The sequence below is a fragment of the Paenibacillus polymyxa genome (genome assembly GCF_015710975.1).
Taxonomy (GTDB): domain Bacteria; phylum Bacillota; class Bacilli; order Paenibacillales; family Paenibacillaceae; genus Paenibacillus; species Paenibacillus polymyxa.
Map to the genome: position 1 here is coordinate 461,677 of NZ_CP049783.1, position 14,939 is coordinate 476,615.

The 14,939-nt window shown below is 48.0% G+C and carries 14 protein-coding genes; 3 read left to right on the forward strand and 11 right to left on the reverse strand.

Annotated elements, in window-relative coordinates; all coding sequences use genetic code 11:
* Positions 1 to 35 precede the first annotated feature (35 nt).
* Genes G7035_RS02535 through G7035_RS02545 form a run of 3 tightly spaced genes read right to left on the reverse strand, consistent with a single transcriptional unit; the run spans position 36 to position 3,404 of the window.
* Positions 36 to 164: a paeninodin family lasso peptide gene (locus G7035_RS02535; RefSeq protein WP_013369856.1), complete on the reverse strand. Its 129-nt coding sequence runs from the start codon at positions 162 to 164 to the stop codon at positions 36 to 38.
* Between the two features lie 53 nt (positions 165 to 217).
* Positions 218 to 2,143, reverse strand: a complete 1,926-nt coding sequence (locus tag G7035_RS02540) for an asparagine synthase-related protein (protein WP_019686427.1) — start codon at positions 2,141 to 2,143, stop codon at positions 218 to 220.
* Positions 2,118 to 3,404, reverse strand: a complete 1,287-nt coding sequence (locus G7035_RS02545; RefSeq protein ID WP_019686426.1) for a sulfotransferase family protein — start codon at positions 3,402 to 3,404, stop codon at positions 2,118 to 2,120. The genes G7035_RS02540 and G7035_RS02545 overlap by 26 nt, the downstream gene beginning before the upstream one ends.
* Before the next feature lie 212 nt (positions 3,405 to 3,616).
* Here G7035_RS02545 and ligD point away from each other — a divergent pair, with 212 nt between their 5' ends.
* A complete protein-coding gene (ligD, locus tag G7035_RS02550; protein ID WP_019686425.1) occupies positions 3,617 to 4,519 on the forward strand; it encodes a non-homologous end-joining DNA ligase in 903 nt (300 codons plus the stop codon).
* A gap of 68 nt (positions 4,520 to 4,587) precedes the next feature.
* Here ligD and G7035_RS02555 read toward each other — a convergent pair whose 3' ends face one another.
* Both G7035_RS02555 and cls read right to left on the reverse strand, forming a co-directional pair.
* A complete protein-coding gene (locus G7035_RS02555; RefSeq protein ID WP_013369852.1) occupies positions 4,588 to 5,532 on the reverse strand; it encodes a YitT family protein in 945 nt (314 codons plus the stop codon).
* 194 nt (positions 5,533 to 5,726) lie between these two features.
* On the reverse strand, positions 5,727 to 7,157 hold the full coding sequence (cls, locus tag G7035_RS02560) for a cardiolipin synthase (protein ID WP_019686424.1): 1,431 nt from the start codon (positions 7,155 to 7,157) through the stop codon (positions 5,727 to 5,729).
* A 147-nt stretch (positions 7,158 to 7,304) separates the two neighbouring features.
* Here cls and G7035_RS02565 point away from each other — a divergent pair, with 147 nt between their 5' ends.
* A complete protein-coding gene (locus tag G7035_RS02565; RefSeq protein WP_196478891.1) occupies positions 7,305 to 8,309 on the forward strand; it encodes a M23 family metallopeptidase in 1,005 nt (334 codons plus the stop codon).
* Positions 8,310 to 8,354: 45 nt separating this feature from the next.
* Positions 8,355 to 8,816: a bactofilin family protein gene (locus tag G7035_RS02570; protein WP_019686423.1), complete on the forward strand. Its 462-nt coding sequence runs from the start codon at positions 8,355 to 8,357 to the stop codon at positions 8,814 to 8,816.
* A 19-nt stretch (positions 8,817 to 8,835) separates the two neighbouring features.
* Here the strand turns inward: G7035_RS02570 and G7035_RS02575 are convergent, their stop codons facing one another.
* From G7035_RS02575 to G7035_RS02600, 6 genes are all read right to left on the reverse strand, one after another.
* The gene (locus G7035_RS02575; protein ID WP_019686422.1) at positions 8,836 to 9,921 is read right to left on the reverse strand and encodes an AI-2E family transporter; all 1,086 of its coding nucleotides are present in this window, start codon (positions 9,919 to 9,921) and stop codon (positions 8,836 to 8,838) included.
* A gap of 260 nt (positions 9,922 to 10,181) precedes the next feature.
* Positions 10,182 to 10,964, reverse strand: coding sequence for an ABC transporter permease (locus tag G7035_RS02580; RefSeq protein ID WP_019686421.1), 783 nt, complete (start codon positions 10,962 to 10,964; stop codon positions 10,182 to 10,184).
* On the reverse strand, positions 10,957 to 11,877 hold the full coding sequence (locus tag G7035_RS02585) for an ABC transporter ATP-binding protein (RefSeq protein ID WP_019686420.1): 921 nt from the start codon (positions 11,875 to 11,877) through the stop codon (positions 10,957 to 10,959). The genes G7035_RS02580 and G7035_RS02585 overlap by 8 nt, the downstream gene beginning before the upstream one ends.
* 115 nt (positions 11,878 to 11,992) lie before the next feature.
* Positions 11,993 to 12,490, reverse strand: coding sequence for a hypothetical protein (locus G7035_RS02590; RefSeq protein WP_016821231.1), 498 nt, complete (start codon positions 12,488 to 12,490; stop codon positions 11,993 to 11,995).
* Between the two features lie 117 nt (positions 12,491 to 12,607).
* Positions 12,608 to 13,585 carry an LCP family glycopolymer transferase gene (locus G7035_RS02595; protein ID WP_019686419.1) on the reverse strand — a complete coding sequence of 326 codons (978 nt, stop codon included), beginning with the start codon at positions 13,583 to 13,585 and terminating at the stop codon, positions 12,608 to 12,610.
* Between the two features lie 13 nt (positions 13,586 to 13,598).
* The gene (locus tag G7035_RS02600; protein ID WP_019686418.1) at positions 13,599 to 14,939 is read right to left on the reverse strand and encodes a UDP-glucose dehydrogenase family protein; all 1,341 of its coding nucleotides are present in this window, start codon (positions 14,937 to 14,939) and stop codon (positions 13,599 to 13,601) included.

Sequence of the window (14,939 nt, forward strand, 5' to 3'; positions counted from 1 at the left end):
CAGCCCAACATCGGCTCATGTATAATTATCTTCCGTTAGCTCGGATTATACAGATCGGCATCATGGTCTGACACCCAATCAATCTGTTTCCAGCCTTTACCCGCCATAGTCTGGTTAATATCCAGCACCTCAATCGTCGGTTCCTGCCATTCTTTTTTACTCATCTCATCACCTCCCCTCCCACGAATGGCACGCCGTCTGATCGGTTAGATCCAAATCAGTTCAAACCACAGAGAAAACGGTACACGATCAGGCTGTGCATGAATAGTCGTATATTCGGATCGGATGCCTGGTCCGGACGGGGATGTCGGTATTTCGCCATAGCCGTCTTAATGTAGTCCATATTGAGATATTCGGCAGCTCGTAAATCATGACACATCACTTGCAGCTCTCCCATAAACGTGTCCCAGCAAGGAAGCATACGATGTAGCCAATCCGCAGGCTGTACGCCGCGTACTCGCTGGTTCAACCGAACATCATCGGGGAGATGATCACGCATAGCTTTACGAATGAGGGCACGGTCCCGGCCATTTTGTACATATTGTTCAAAAGGTACCGATAAGCAAAAGCGAATGACACGGCTGTCCCCGGTCGGATCACGTTCCCACAGGCCATAACGGAGTGAAAGTTTGGTCGCCATGACACCATTTTTGTTAGCAATCGCCAAATTTGAAAACTTCTCTTTTCTTGTCTGATCGGCATTTTTCCTCCAGCCAGTTCCACTCAATACGGGAATATCTTCTACATTCATCCGCTTGGCAAACTCTGGGTGAATCAGTGAAGGAATCGGACTTTGCTTGCCACGTCCCCACCATGTGCGAGCGTCAAGTGAGGTGGCTTTTTTCAACATCACGGGCAGTAAATGAGACATACGACTGCCTGTAAGCTTGCTATACCGCCTCACTCCCTGCCAAGATTGCAGCCAATGCAAACGGCGAAACTGACGGGCATAATAGTCAAGTGCAGGCCCCCACGAAACGGTAAAGTTGCCGCGTGCCCCAGTCAACAGAACTCCGACATTATGTTCCTGTGCTTTCTCATAAAAACCTCTAATCCAGAAGGAGTTTTCAAAATATTTGTAGGGAGCCTCCATCAACTCCAGCCAAATATCAATTTCAGAAAACGGGCTTTTCCCCTCAAAATCCATATAATTTTCATGAATATTACCCACATAGCGAGCCGTGGACTGAATATAGCTGCGTTCATTTGCCAGCAATGTAGGTGGTGTCCAATCTGTAAAATCTTGAACAGGTACATAGCTGTAGGCATGTAGCGGCTTGTGTTGTAAGTGCAGCGCTGGCGCGGCAAAGCTGGCAACCGCTCCGGAATCCAATCCCCCACTCAGGGCAGCCCCTACAGCGCGATGCGTCCGTAATCGGGCAGTTACCGCCTGGGAGAATACCTCGCGGAAAGCTTCTATGTATTCGCCGCCTGTTTTGAGCCGCAACGGCTCTACCTCATCCAGACATGCATATTTACAGAGCGATTGCTTTCCCTCTTCCATAGTGAACCAATGTGCAGGAGGCAGCTGGTTGATATGCTTGTAGGCGGTTGTCCCGATATCGACGGATTCCTGCATTGCACGGATAGATAAGAATTCGGCCAGCCATGGTTCATGCAGTTCTTTTCGCAGAGAGGAAAGAACCAATAGCGGAGCGACTACCGTGCTAAACGCAAATCCTCCGTCATGTTGGTAGGTGTACAGCGTACGATTGCCTGTCATATCTCTAGCACCATATAACCGATGTTTCTTGGCATCCCAAATGACAAAGGCAAAATCACCTATCAGATAACCTGCTGCATCAACACCCCATTTGTCGTATGCCAGTAAAATCAGCTCGCTGTCCGTGATATCTATCCGCCGCCCCTGCTCAACTGCTAGTCGTTCAAACAGCTCAGAACGGTTGTCAATGATCGCATCGGCCGTGATGGCCAAATCTCTTAGCTCATCATAAAAGGGAAGACGCTCATGAACAGATTCTGGGGTCACATGCTGGGCATGACATCCCAAAAAAATGGAACCTTCACACCAAGCGCACACGCGGTCAGCGGGATATTTTTGCAGAGTTTGCATCATTTTTTCGCCTTCTTCAGCATATACAGACTCATGCCCAAATCTATAGATTCCGGCAATTGCACTCACGTTCTCCCCCCTTTTCTTTTCCGATACTTGATAATACTTCAGACGCCCAGCGCCCGAACTTACGGGCCAATAAATGGGACCGGAATCCTTGGCTTGGGCGCTGATAGCTTTGGAGCTGCGCGATCAGCCGGTTCCGTTCCTCAAAGCTATGTTCCAGTCTGTTTTCCAGTGATTGAATTCGTCGATCACTCACGATCTGTGCCATATCCATCCTTGCCGGGTTGTGAGGTGCAGCATGACAGGTTGCATTTGTCATGAATCCTTTGTTATCTGCATCCTGTTCTTCCAGCATCCGATAAGCTGTCTTCCATTCAAAGCCACTTTGTTGGAGGAACTGGTGTGTACGCCGACTCAACAGCTCTACATCCGGGTCATCCTCAAAGCGGACTCCAGTCATCTGCTCAGCCTGTTCCAGCGCTTCTCCGTAACCAAGCTGCCTAAACAAGCGAGCTCCAATACTTCTGCAATACAGTTCAACTTCCATTGTACTCAACAGATGTTGCCAACTATGTACCGAATTCTGATGCGCCTGTTCATGCTCCATAACAAACGGATCACCCGCTCCCATGCTATAAAAAAGATTGGATTGGGGCGTATCCGCGAAGTTCCCGTACCTTTCCATCCCCGGCTCATAATGGATCTCCAGAAAATGACACAGCTTCTCAGTCTCCATCCTTGGATTGGCTACGAGCTGTTCATACATCAGCGGGTATGCAAGTGGATGAGGTGTGGCAAAATAATGAGCGTACCGGAACAAACCAACCGTAATATCTGTCATCTTCATATTAAAATGCGGACTTCCCAGTTCCTTCAGCAGGTGAAAGTTCCCATTTCGGAGTTGATTGACCTTTTTAAACGAGGCCACGATGGACAAAGGATTGCGGATAAGCCACACTCGACGGGCAGCCGGGAACAAACGGTCTACAAATTCAAGCACTGTATAGTAACGCGGTGATTTGTCGATAAGCATATCAGCGGTCGTCCCTTGAAGCAGGCCATTATATATTTCAAGTGCATACGAACGAGCGGCCTGCTCCAATACATGTGGAGGGACCATACCTTTAAAAAATTGCCGGAGTATTCCTGTTCCTCCATATGGCCGTGCATGTGACTGAGGAAGATCATATAAACTGAGCAGAAACCACATTTCCTGCGTGGCAAACAGACGGGAATGGTTTTGCAAAATGGCAGTTAGCAGCGAGCTTCCACTTCGAGGGACACTCAACAGAAATACTAGCTTTCCGCCCTGCTTTTCAATCAAGCACACTCCTCCTCTACCTCTGCTCAAGACGTTTTAATAGATACATATCGTATTTTTATTATAATTTATGATACATAATGTATCTTGTCAATCCCTTTGATGGATAAATTCTGTGCTGCACGCTCATGTTAAACCTTATGTAGATGTAGAAATGCTGCCAGTTGTCTGTAAATAATGATCTTGCTGCATGTTAACCAAAGGAGCATAGCACTATGGGACGAGCTGTTAAAGGTACGATTACGATTGAAGGTCATGAAATTGCGATCACAAACCCGGATAAACCGCTGTGGCCCGAAGCAGGTGTAACTAAGGCGCTATATCTTCGCAAGCTTGCGGTATTGGCCCCCTTCCTGCTCAAATATTGTCATCAGCGTCTATTGACTGTCATCCGTTGGCCACATGGTATCCATGGAGATTTTTTTTATCAGAAAAATGCCCCACATCCTCGGCCAGACTATATTGAAACCGCTCTGCATGATGGCATTGAGTATATCGTGCTTGGCAAGCTGCCCCAACTACTCTGGCTCGGTAATCAAGCTGCGTTGGAATTTCATCCCTCTCTGCACAGAACAGGAAGCCAACTGCCCTGTGAATGGATGATTGATCTGGATCCATCCAGAGAAGTCGAGCCACGTATTATGGAGGCCGCCTCCATTGTAGGCGAAGTATTGGCTTCGCTTGGGTTGGACTCTGTCCCCAAAACCTCCGGGGCCACTGGTGTACAAATTATCGTCCCGATCCGTACAGGCATCACCTTTGACGAGCTACGCAGCATCGGACTGTTGGTTGGACAATTTGTGACGGAAAAGCACCCGCATCTGTTCACACTGGAACGGTTAAAGAAGGATCGTGGAACAGCCATCTATTTTGATTACTTGCAGCATTATCAGGGAAAAACCCTAGCCGCTCCTTATACTCCTCGGGCACGTCCCGGTGCTACGGTCTCGACTCCGCTAACCTGGGAAGAGGTACGGCAAGATGTGTCACCACTTGATTACCATTTGCTAAATATTGAGGAACGGTTAAACCAGGTAGGCGACTTGATCGACAAGGTGCCTCCCCAGCCCGTAGAGGACCTCCTCAAACATATGCGCTCCAAAACACACCCAACCTGATCCATGCTTTGAAGCACAAAAAAGGGGACGAACCCCGCAGCCATAGGCTGAGAAATTGTCCCCTTGCGCTAGTGTATTCCTTTTTTCTTAAAACGTCCGCCCTTCACATCGTGAATATTACCAATTGCAATGAAGGCGTGCGGGTCCCAATCCTCAACGATGCTCTTGAGTTTCGCTTCCTCCAGTCGGGTAATGACGACGAAAATCACTTTTTTGCTCTCGCCTGTAAAGCCGCCTTCACCTTCCAGGTAAGTTACACCCCGTCCAAGACGATCCGTCAGAGCATCTCCGATATCACGGTATTTATCACTAATAATCCAGACCGATTTGGACTGATCCAGACCCTCAATTGTAATATCAATCATTTTCATAGCAATATAATAAGCAATCATGGAATACAGGGCATTCGGCCAACCGAATACAAAACCCGCACTTCCCAGAATGAAAATATTAACGAACAATACGATCTCACCGACCGAAAAAGGAGTTTTTTCGCTGACGAGAATAGCCACGATCTCTGTCCCATCCAGCGAGCCGCCGGACCGAATCACAAGACCCACTCCCACGCCGAGAATGACACCCCCGAAGATAGCGCCAAGCAGCGGTTCCCCAGGCGTCAATGCACTTACATTGTGAAGTAACGCAGTTCCGATGGACATAACGACGATGCCGAATAATGTGGATAAAGCGAAGGTTTTACCGATTTGTTTGTAGCCGATAAGTAAAAATGGAAGGTTCAACAGGGTCAGGAAAATACCGAGCGGATAACCAGTAATCTTGGAGGCCATAATGGAAATACCTGTAACGCCGCCGTCAATAACGCCGTTAGGAACCAGGAATATTTCCAATCCCACGGCCATCAGCGCTGCACCAACCACGATCATGGCTGCACGCTGCAATAAGCGTTTTACTTTGTTCTTTGGATTAGCTGGAATTTTGCTGATCTTGGTCAACTCTCCGGTTACATCTGTGATCTCAGACAGATTTTGGACTTCCTTGCTCACTACACTCATATATAAATCCCCCCGTTACAGTATGGTATATTGGACCGAAAAAGGGGCTGCTCTCCGCAGTCCCCTCTCCTTTACGGCGCTTAGTTATGTGATTAGTATATCATAAAACTGTGATTTTGCGCAAAAAAGTTAGCAAAGAGCACATAAATCACAATAAAGCGGGATTATATTGATAAAAACGGCGAAAACCGGCTCTAAAGGAGGGGAGAGAGCATGCGAGTTAGAATTTCAGCTATTTTTTGAGATCGAGGGCGTCTGCGGAACACGTTCAAATCTATTTTGGAAGAGTTGGAAATGTCCTCTACAAAATCTGCCGATAGCCGTTCCAACGCCGAAGTTGCAAAAAGTACAGCGGTCAACTCAAAATTATAGAAAAAGCTACGCATGTCCATATTGGCGGTCCCAACCGAGCCGAGCAAATCGTCCACAATCACCACTTTAGCGTGAATAAATCCTTTTCGATATTGGTAGAACTCCACTCCTGCCTCCAGCAGTTCTTGCACATAGGACAGTGACGCCAGGTGTACCAGTTTCGAATCTGATTGGTAGGGAATAATAATTTTCACATCTATGCCGCTGACGGCCGCCAGCTTCAGTGCCTCATAAATCCCCGGATCGGGAATAAAATACGGCGTCGTTATCCAAATCCGCTTTTTGGCAACCGTAAGCGCTCCAAAACACAATTCCTGAATCGTATCCCATACCTGATCGGGCCCACTGCTCAAAATCTGTACTTCCTCATCCCCTGTGCAGGTATGTGGAGGAAATAAATTCACGTCCATTAGCCTCTCTCCCGAAGCCAGCTTCCAATCGCTAAGAAACACATTTTGCAGAAAATAAACGCCATCTCCTTCAATCTGCAAATGCGTATCCCTCCAAAATCCCACTTTGGGGTACTTTCCGAGATAATCGTCGCCTACATTGATTCCCCCCACAAATCCGATCGTGCCATCCACCACCACGATTTTCCGGTGATTGCGATAGTTAATCCGGCGGTCCAGCGTGGCGAAAAACGGCGGTAGAAAATAATGAAATTCGACCCCAGCCTCATTACAGGTGCGAATAAATGAATAGGGTAAATGGTAGCTCCCTACGCCGTCCACAATGAATCGTACCTTAACTCCCTCGCGTGCCTTACGGATCATGACCTCCTGAAATTTTTTCCCGATTTCGTCTGCCCGAAATATGTAAAACTCCACATGGATATGATGTTGTGCCTGTTCCATCGCTTTCAGCATGGCGTCGAAAGTCTCTTCCCCGTTCGTCAGCACACGTGTACGGTTGCAGCCAGTCAACGGGTTTTCCGACATACGAATCAACTGGTTAAACAGACGCTCCTGATGCTTGAAATGGGGATTGTGCATTTGCTCTACATTTTCAATCACCTTGGTTTGCGCCCACAGATGTTCACGGAATTCACGAAATAGCTGCGATCCTGCTTTACGAACCACTTTACGCTTCTGGTAATCCTGAGCAACAAAATAGTACACCACAAAACCAATAAGCGGGAAGCAAAACAAAATAAAGAGCCAGGCTACCGCTTTGGACGGCTTGCGAAATTCAAAGAGCAGAATCGTCCCGGTCTGAAAAATAAAAATAATTAAAACCAACAGCAACCACAGCATGTCTAAGCCCCCTTATATATCTACGTTTTATACAAAGCTCCAATTTTTTGACATGTTTGCCTCTTAAGCTGAATAGATAGTAACCAAGCACTATAGGAGCGATGTCCGGAAAGGAGCGATTATGAAAAAGGAAGCCTAAATCGCCGGATGACCCTGCTTGTCATTCGGGATGCACAGCAACCGCCCAAGCAGCTACAATGCTCCGCAGCCGCTGTCATTCTCGTCCCGACCCTTGTGATCGCATCAATCTCTACGCTCGTGATCGGGCTGCAAATCCGTTCTTCCCATATTATTTCCCAAATGGAAACCAATCTTGCTGTCCAGAGTTTGCAGATGGAGGTCACGGTAGCAGACAAAGACGCAGCCATTGGGCGACTGCGGCAGGAAGTCATGGAGCTGACGAATCAAGCCACCAGTATTCGCGAACGTCTCCAGCGTGTAACTGAGCTGGAACAACAAATGCAGCAATTCATTCGTAAACACGGAAATTCCTCCAGCGCAAGCAGTAATAAATCAACCATCACCCCCCTCTCCTGGGATGCTTCCGGCCATACCGGGGGTGAATTGATCGCAGTGCATGAAAATACAGCTCTTCTAGCCCGCCAGGCCATGGATGATTTTCAGGAAATCGAAGCTCTGCTGGACACAGTGGAGCGCACGGTTCCGCACTCTATTCAACAGGCAAACGCCGTACAGCAGAACCTGGAGCGCCAACAAGCCGCGCAACTGCTCCAGACCCGAAGACTGGCACTTGCTGAACAAGGCAGGCCCTCCATTTGGCCTGTTGGTTCGCGGCGCATGACCTCCAGTTTCGGCTATCGCAGCGACCCATTTACAGGGAAATCCGCTTTTCACTCAGGCGTGGACATTGCCGGTCAATCCGGTGATCCTGTCTATGCAGCAGGGGCAGGCACTGTGCTGGAGGCCGCTTCCAGCGGAGCTCGCGGCAAGTGCATCATCATTCAGCATCCTGACGGACTCCAAAGCTGGTATATGCACCTAAGCGGTATGCAGGTGGCTCCGGGGGACCGTGTTCACAAAGGACAGACCATTGGCCTGCTGGGAAGTACCGGGAGAAGCACAGGACCTCATCTTCATTTTCAGATCGTCAAGCATAACCAACCTGTCGATCCATTGCTGTATGTACAATAAGGTTTTTGCAAAATACCGACAATAAAGGATTGGAGGAAAACCATCATGTTCAAGGAATCCAAAAAAAAGCTCTCCACCCCGGCGACGGATACACTGCTCGCGAACGGCACCAGCTTTGAAGGTACGATTGAGGCAGAGGCCAACATTCGCATTGACGGTCATTTTCAGGGCGATATCTACAGCACTCGCACTATCGTCATTGGAGAATCAGCAGTTGTACGTTCGGACATCATTGCACGGGACGTCATTCTTGCCGGCAAGGTATTCGGCAGCATCACCACAGAAGGACGGCTGACCATTACATCGACAGGCGAACTGTACGGAAATACGGCGACCCCTACATTGGTCATTTCTGAAGGCGGCGTACTGAACGGCACAAGTCAAATGAACCAAACTATGGATGCAGAGTCGCCAGCTGCTATAGAGAAATCAGAGGATGAAAATCAATCCAGTTTCAGCCAAGACATAGAGGACAGCCAAGCCTCCCTACAACCTGAAGCGGGATAGTATCCAGTACATCCTCCAATCACTCCATAATATCCTCCACTCTGCGTTCCAAAAATAAATGGTACACCTTGCGTATGACGATTTTGCCGCACATATATAATGGAATAACCAAAATGATACCCAAGATCCCGAGCAGGTCGCCACCAACTAGCAATAAAATGACGACAGTCAACGGATGAATGTCCAGCTGCTTGCCAAAGACAATCGGCGACAGCCAATTATCCTGAATTTGCTGTGCAACGATCACCACCACCAGCGACCAGAGCGCCATGGAAGGCGATTCGAGAAATCCAATGATAACCACAGGTATAGAAGCAGCTACTGCCCCCACATAGGGAATAAAATTAAGGAAAATCGAAATAATGGCAAGCAGCAAGGCATAAGGCAAACCAATAATCAAAAATCCAAGGAACATCATCAAGCCCAACGCGACATTGATCAGCACTCGACTGACGATAAAGCTGCTGAGCGCACTATCAATATCCTCCATAACTTCCAGCGCGTCCTTATGATACTTTTTAGGAAAGAAGTTAAGCATTTTGGGACCAAACTTGCTCCCTTCCTTCAACATGTAATAGAGCAATATGGGAAAGGTAGCCAATACGATAAAAAAGTAGGATACGAACGATACCAGCTTTACCGAGTAATCTGACAGCGTTGAAAAAGCTTCGTTTAACGTATCTGACAGTTGTGACAGCGGGTCTTCACCCGGAGGCAGTACTTGTCTCAAGGATTGATTATGCCGCCATTGGCTCAATTGATCAACCAGACTTTTAATAAGCTTCGGCGCATTCTCAAATAAATTGGTTACCTGATCACGGAGCGTAGGCCACACTCCCCATGAGAAGAGGAACAGTAACACGCCAATAACCAAATAAATCAGCAATATGGAAATTGATCGTTTGATTTTTCTCCGTTCCATGACATCTACGATCGGTCTCAATAAATAATAGAGGAAAAAAGATAGCATCAACGGTACAACCAGCAAGCTGACCAAGGATACAAGAGGACTGAATATAAAGCTTACTTTGGTGCCCAAGTAAATAATGAGCAATAGCATGACGATTCCTGAAGTCAGGCGAAAAAAACGATTATTTTGCAGCATATCATACGCCCCCCTGTTCTGTTTCTCTCTACTTCTTTAAACGCAAACCGACCCTATTGATTGATTCTTGCTGAAAATAGATTACAATATACCCACACTTACAGAATATGTAGCAAAAATGACATAGATACTGAATAAAACAGTGCCAACATAGCAAAAAAGGAAGTCCAAATGGCTAGGCATTGGACTTCCTTTTTGTGATCTCAGCATTTTGCCAAAATCCTCGTGTTATTCAATCACACATGCTAAGAGATACGTGTTTAGGTTGAAACATCCCGTTTTATGAAAACCACCCAGGCAATGGCGATAAAAACCACATAATAAGCGGCCAGCACGGCGAGCGAAAAGGTTAGATTGGAACTTACTGTACCCGGCGGCATATCTAGATATTTTTTCAGATCCATATGTGTAAAGAGTACGTATTTGGTCCATTCAAAACGATCTGTGCTGAACAAGCCAATAGAGTTATACACCGTTTTGGTGAACATCATAAACAAGGACAAACCAATCGCCAAAGCGCTCGAACGAAACACCGCGGATAACATAAATGCAAAAGCCATGGTCACGAATAAGGCGATATAGCTATACAAGAAGTTCAGCGTTACGTAAGATATCGGATCACTGAACAGCGGAACAGAGCCCGCTGGTGCGTCCTTCGATAACATCAGCCAGGAGGATAGCGTAACCATCAAGACCAAAACGATTGTTCCAAGCAAGCTGAACAAAATCACCGATATATACTTGGACAACAAAATTTTGCTGCGAGTCCAAGGGCGGATGAGCAGCAACTTAATCGTTCCCCATGTAAATTCGCCAGCCACCGAATCAGCAGCTACAATGACCGTAAACGTCGTATTGAGGAAAAATGTAAACAACGTTGTCAATGCGATGCCATCCCACACACTAACCTGATCAGAAACTAGAGAAATCAGCATCGGAATCACAGCGGTGATGACCGCCAGCAGCCCCAGCATGATCCATGTGCGCACACGCAAGTAGATTTTAAGATTTTCATTATGTACCAGCTTGAAGAAATCAGCCAATGGACCCGCCTCCCGTCACTTCCAAAAATTGATCTTCCAACGTACGGGCAACCGGGCGAATCGCATACACCTTGACTCCATTTGCAGCCAGCAGACTGTTCATCTCTGCAATCTGTTCCCGCTCCAGGTGAAGCAGTAGTTGATTGCCTTCGACGCGCCCTGCTCCAGCAAGCGTATAAGCTTGCTCAGCATCATTGACTTCAAAAGCAATTTCCGCCGTCTGCACTTCTCCCTCTGTATTCTTCAACTGCTTAATATCAACCAATCGTCCGCTCTGAATAATGGCCACGCGGTCGCACATCAGCTCCATTTCGGACAACAAATGGCTTGATACAAACACGGTAATTCCTTCGGTACGGGTCAATTGACGCAAATAATCCCGCAGTTCACGAATACCCTGCGGGTCCAAGCCATTGGTCGGCTCATCCAGCACAAGCAGCTTCGGTCGATGTAAAATCGCCTGAGCTACCCCGAGTCGCTGCCGCATCCCGAGCGAGTAGGTTTTGACTTTATCATGAATTCGGTTTCCGAGTCCCACCAGACGAATCGCTTCGTCTATACGCTCTTGGCTCACCCCGGGAGACATGCGCGCAAAATGCTGCAAATTTTGATAGCCTGTCAAAAACTTGTACATCTCCGGGTTCTCAACAATCGCACCGACATGTGAAACAGCCTTTTCGAAATCGGTATTGATGCTGTCTCCGCATATATGAATATCACCCTTGCTGATCGAAATCAGGCCAACCATCATACGAATGGTGGTCGTTTTTCCTGCACCGTTCGGTCCGAGGAAACCAAATACCTGTCCTGCCGGAACCTCCAGTGTCAGATTGTCCACGATCGCTTTTGAGGAAATGATTTTACTCACACCCTCCATCCGTATGACGGGAACCTGCCCTGTCGCTTGCTGCATGCTATGAAACTCCTTCCACCCGGAGTGAAGCTGTCATCCATTTTACTGTACATTTCCGGTTTTGGAAGTATTGTACCATATTTATCCTGTCAGAAACACCTTTGGGAGCACCTTATCACGTCTGTTCCTTCTCCTTGTATATCCAAAGCACTCTCCACTCCTCATCTTCCTGCGTCACATAACAAGGCTGTACGATATCAAAAGTACCGAATCGGGTCTTGTAGTGCTGAGTGACCGTAATACGGTAGACCTTCCCTAAATCTTCCCCATTCGAATCGGTACGAATGTCATATTCAGCCTGCGGCTCCCCCAGTTCAAAGGTAAACGTATCCGTCCCCATATCCTGCATAAAAACGTGCGCACGCTGCTGCACATACGTGGACTTCTCGAATTTCTTCTTCATTTGTGAATGAAAAAGCTCCCATGAGCCGCCAAAATTCCCCGATTGCTCCATTGTGTAGAACTCGTTCAGCGCTTCTACGGCTTGATCCCCTTCCCCTGTAGACATCACCCCACGTAGACCCATCCACAGCAGCCATAGCAATCCACATATGATTGCAAAATACAGTAGCTTACGGACGAACGCCGAAGCCGCTCTCCTTCTAAGCAGCACACCTGTCCCTCCCTCTGTCGGACTGTACCGAATACTCTACAGATGTATGTGGGACAAGAGGAGTTTAGAAGAGAATAACAGGTCTCCCTAAAGGACATTCGCCTATATAAGGGATGCCTAAGGTGATGCGGGAGTGGTGAGCAAATGCTTCTCCAGCACTCCATGGATACGTTGGCGTTCCTGCTCATCTACGATGTAATAATACACACCGTTAATTTTGCTCCCATGTCCCTTTATCTCAACGGTATCCGTCTGCTTAAGAGACGGGCCGATCCGGGTCAGGAAGGTCTTCATATCGTCAAAGCTAATGTCTGTGCGAATCTGCTCCCCCGCTGCCTCCAGTATCAGTTTTACTCGCAATAGCCCTTCCTTGCTGATGGACTGGGCAAGAATTTGCTTGAGCAGCTCTCGCTGGCGGGCGTTTCTTCCGAGATCCCCACGCGGATCATCAAATCGCATACGGGCATAGGCCAATGCTTCAGTTCCGTTCAAGTTCAAATTCCCCTGCGCAAAATGATGCCCCTCATACTGAAAATCAAGTGGATTGTAGACCTCCACTCCTCCCACAAGGTCCACCATTTTCGCAAACCCTTCCATATTCATTTGTACATAGTAATCTATCGGGTGATTCAAAAAATGCTCTACCGTACGGATCGACATATCCACGCCCCCAAAAGCAAACGCGTGATTGATTTTGTCCTCACGCCCTCTACCGACCAACTCTGTTCGCGTATCACGCGGAATGTTGAACATCAACATCGAACCATTGGCGGGATTCACAGATAGAACGATCATCGTATCCGATCGTCCTGGATCGTGCGGTCGCCGATCAACACCCAGCACCAGCACGGTGAACGGCTTGAACTGAGAGATGGCTGCCGGATTGGGTGTACTTGATCCAGTGTCTGTACCTACGGAGCGCCCTGCTCCGCCCGTAGCAAGGGTAGAGACCGCTCCGGGCTGCACGATGCTGCGCGGATGATACATCGCATTTGCCGCTGTTTTAAAGGAATGATACACATAGACGGTATAGGCGGCACCTCCTACAACCAATAACGCCACAGCCCCCAATGTCACCTTCAGCCATCGTTTCATACGCAGCCTCCCTTTACGGATTCACTACAGACTGATGACGATCTATATCCAGATTGTTCATCTGTGGCCTGCCGACAGAATAGTATGCAAAGGCAGATTGTCTGATTTGTTCTTCGCTGTACACATTGCGCCCGTCAATCATAATGGGATACTTCATCAACTCGTTCAGCTCACCCAGTCCGACCTCACCAAACTCCTCCCATTCCGTCAAGAGACACAACGCATCGCATCCTTCTGCTGCTTCTCGTGCGCTATCGGCCCACTTTATTTCCGGGCTGTCCAGCAATCGGCGGAAGTTAGCGGTAGCGATCGGGTCATATGCACGAATGTGCGCACCTGCCTCCAGCAGCGACTGTATGATATCCAGCGCCGGGGCATCTCTTACGTCATCTGTATTTGGTTTAAAGGCCAGCCCCCATATGCCAATCGTAGCCCCTTCCAGCTCACCCAGTGCCTCTTTCAGCTTGCGAATCACGTTAAAACGTTGTCCCTGATTCACCTCTACCACGGATTTCAGCAGCTTAAATTCATAATCCACGTTGCCTGCAATTTGAATTAAAGCCTGCGTATCCTTGGGAAAACACGAACCACCATAGCCGATACCAGCAGACAAAAAGGAGGAACCGATCCGCTGATCCAGTCCCATACCGTGTGCCACGCGTGTAACGTCTGCACCCACCTTTTCACAAATATTCGCAATCTCATTAATGAACGAAATTTTGGTCGCCAAAAAAGCATTCGACGCATACTTAATCATCTCGGCCGAATGGATATCCGTGGTTAAAATATTCGTTGTCAGCGGCTCATGCAGAGTAGTTAGCACTGCGGATACATGCGGATCGGAAGCTCCAATGACGATTCGATCAGGCTGTAGGGTGTCCATGACCGCCGAGCCTTCTCGTAAAAATTCAGGAACCGAAGCGACACCAAAAGGATAGTTCGTGCGGCTAGCGATCCAATTTTGAATACGCTCGTTCGTTCCGACAGGCACCGTGCTTTTGGTAACTATGATCTTGTAGCCATTCATGGCAGCTGCCACCTCGCACGCTGCTTCTTCAATATAAGACAAGTTGGCTTCACCGCTCGGCAATGAAGGCGTACCCACCGCCAAAATAACAATTTCAGCTGCCTGCACTGAAGCTGCGGTATCTGTTGTGAAGCTTAGCCGGCCCTGCTCGACATTATCTTTAATTAGAGCCTTTAAGCCTGGTTCATAAATCGGTACTCCACCTGCACGCAGCTGACGAATTTTGTCTTCATTCTGATCGATACAGACGACGTTATTGCCAAGCGCGGCAAAACAGACCCCTGACACCAGTCCGACATACCCGGCACCTATAACACATAGTTTCAA

Bases quoted from the DNA above. Each gene is read 5' to 3' on its own strand.
- G7035_RS02535 (WP_013369856.1), bottom strand. From the start codon at position 164: ATGAGTAAAAAAGAATGGCAGGAACCGACGATTGAGGTGCTGGATATT.
- ligD (WP_019686425.1), top strand. From the start codon at position 3,617: ATGGGACGAGCTGTTAAAGGTACGATTACGATTGAAGGTCATGAAATT.
- G7035_RS02555 (WP_013369852.1), bottom strand. From the start codon at position 5,532: ATGAGTGTAGTGAGCAAGGAAGTCCAAAATCTGTCTGAGATCACAGAT.
- cls (WP_019686424.1), bottom strand. From the start codon at position 7,157: ATGCTGTGGTTGCTGTTGGTTTTAATTATTTTTATTTTTCAGACCGGG.
- G7035_RS02565 (WP_196478891.1), top strand. From the start codon at position 7,305: ATGACCCTGCTTGTCATTCGGGATGCACAGCAACCGCCCAAGCAGCTA.
- G7035_RS02570 (WP_019686423.1), top strand. From the start codon at position 8,355: ATGTTCAAGGAATCCAAAAAAAAGCTCTCCACCCCGGCGACGGATACA.
- G7035_RS02575 (WP_019686422.1), bottom strand. From the start codon at position 9,921: ATGCTGCAAAATAATCGTTTTTTTCGCCTGACTTCAGGAATCGTCATG.
- G7035_RS02585 (WP_019686420.1), bottom strand. From the start codon at position 11,877: ATGCAGCAAGCGACAGGGCAGGTTCCCGTCATACGGATGGAGGGTGTG.
- G7035_RS02595 (WP_019686419.1), bottom strand. From the start codon at position 13,585: ATGAAACGATGGCTGAAGGTGACATTGGGGGCTGTGGCGTTATTGGTT.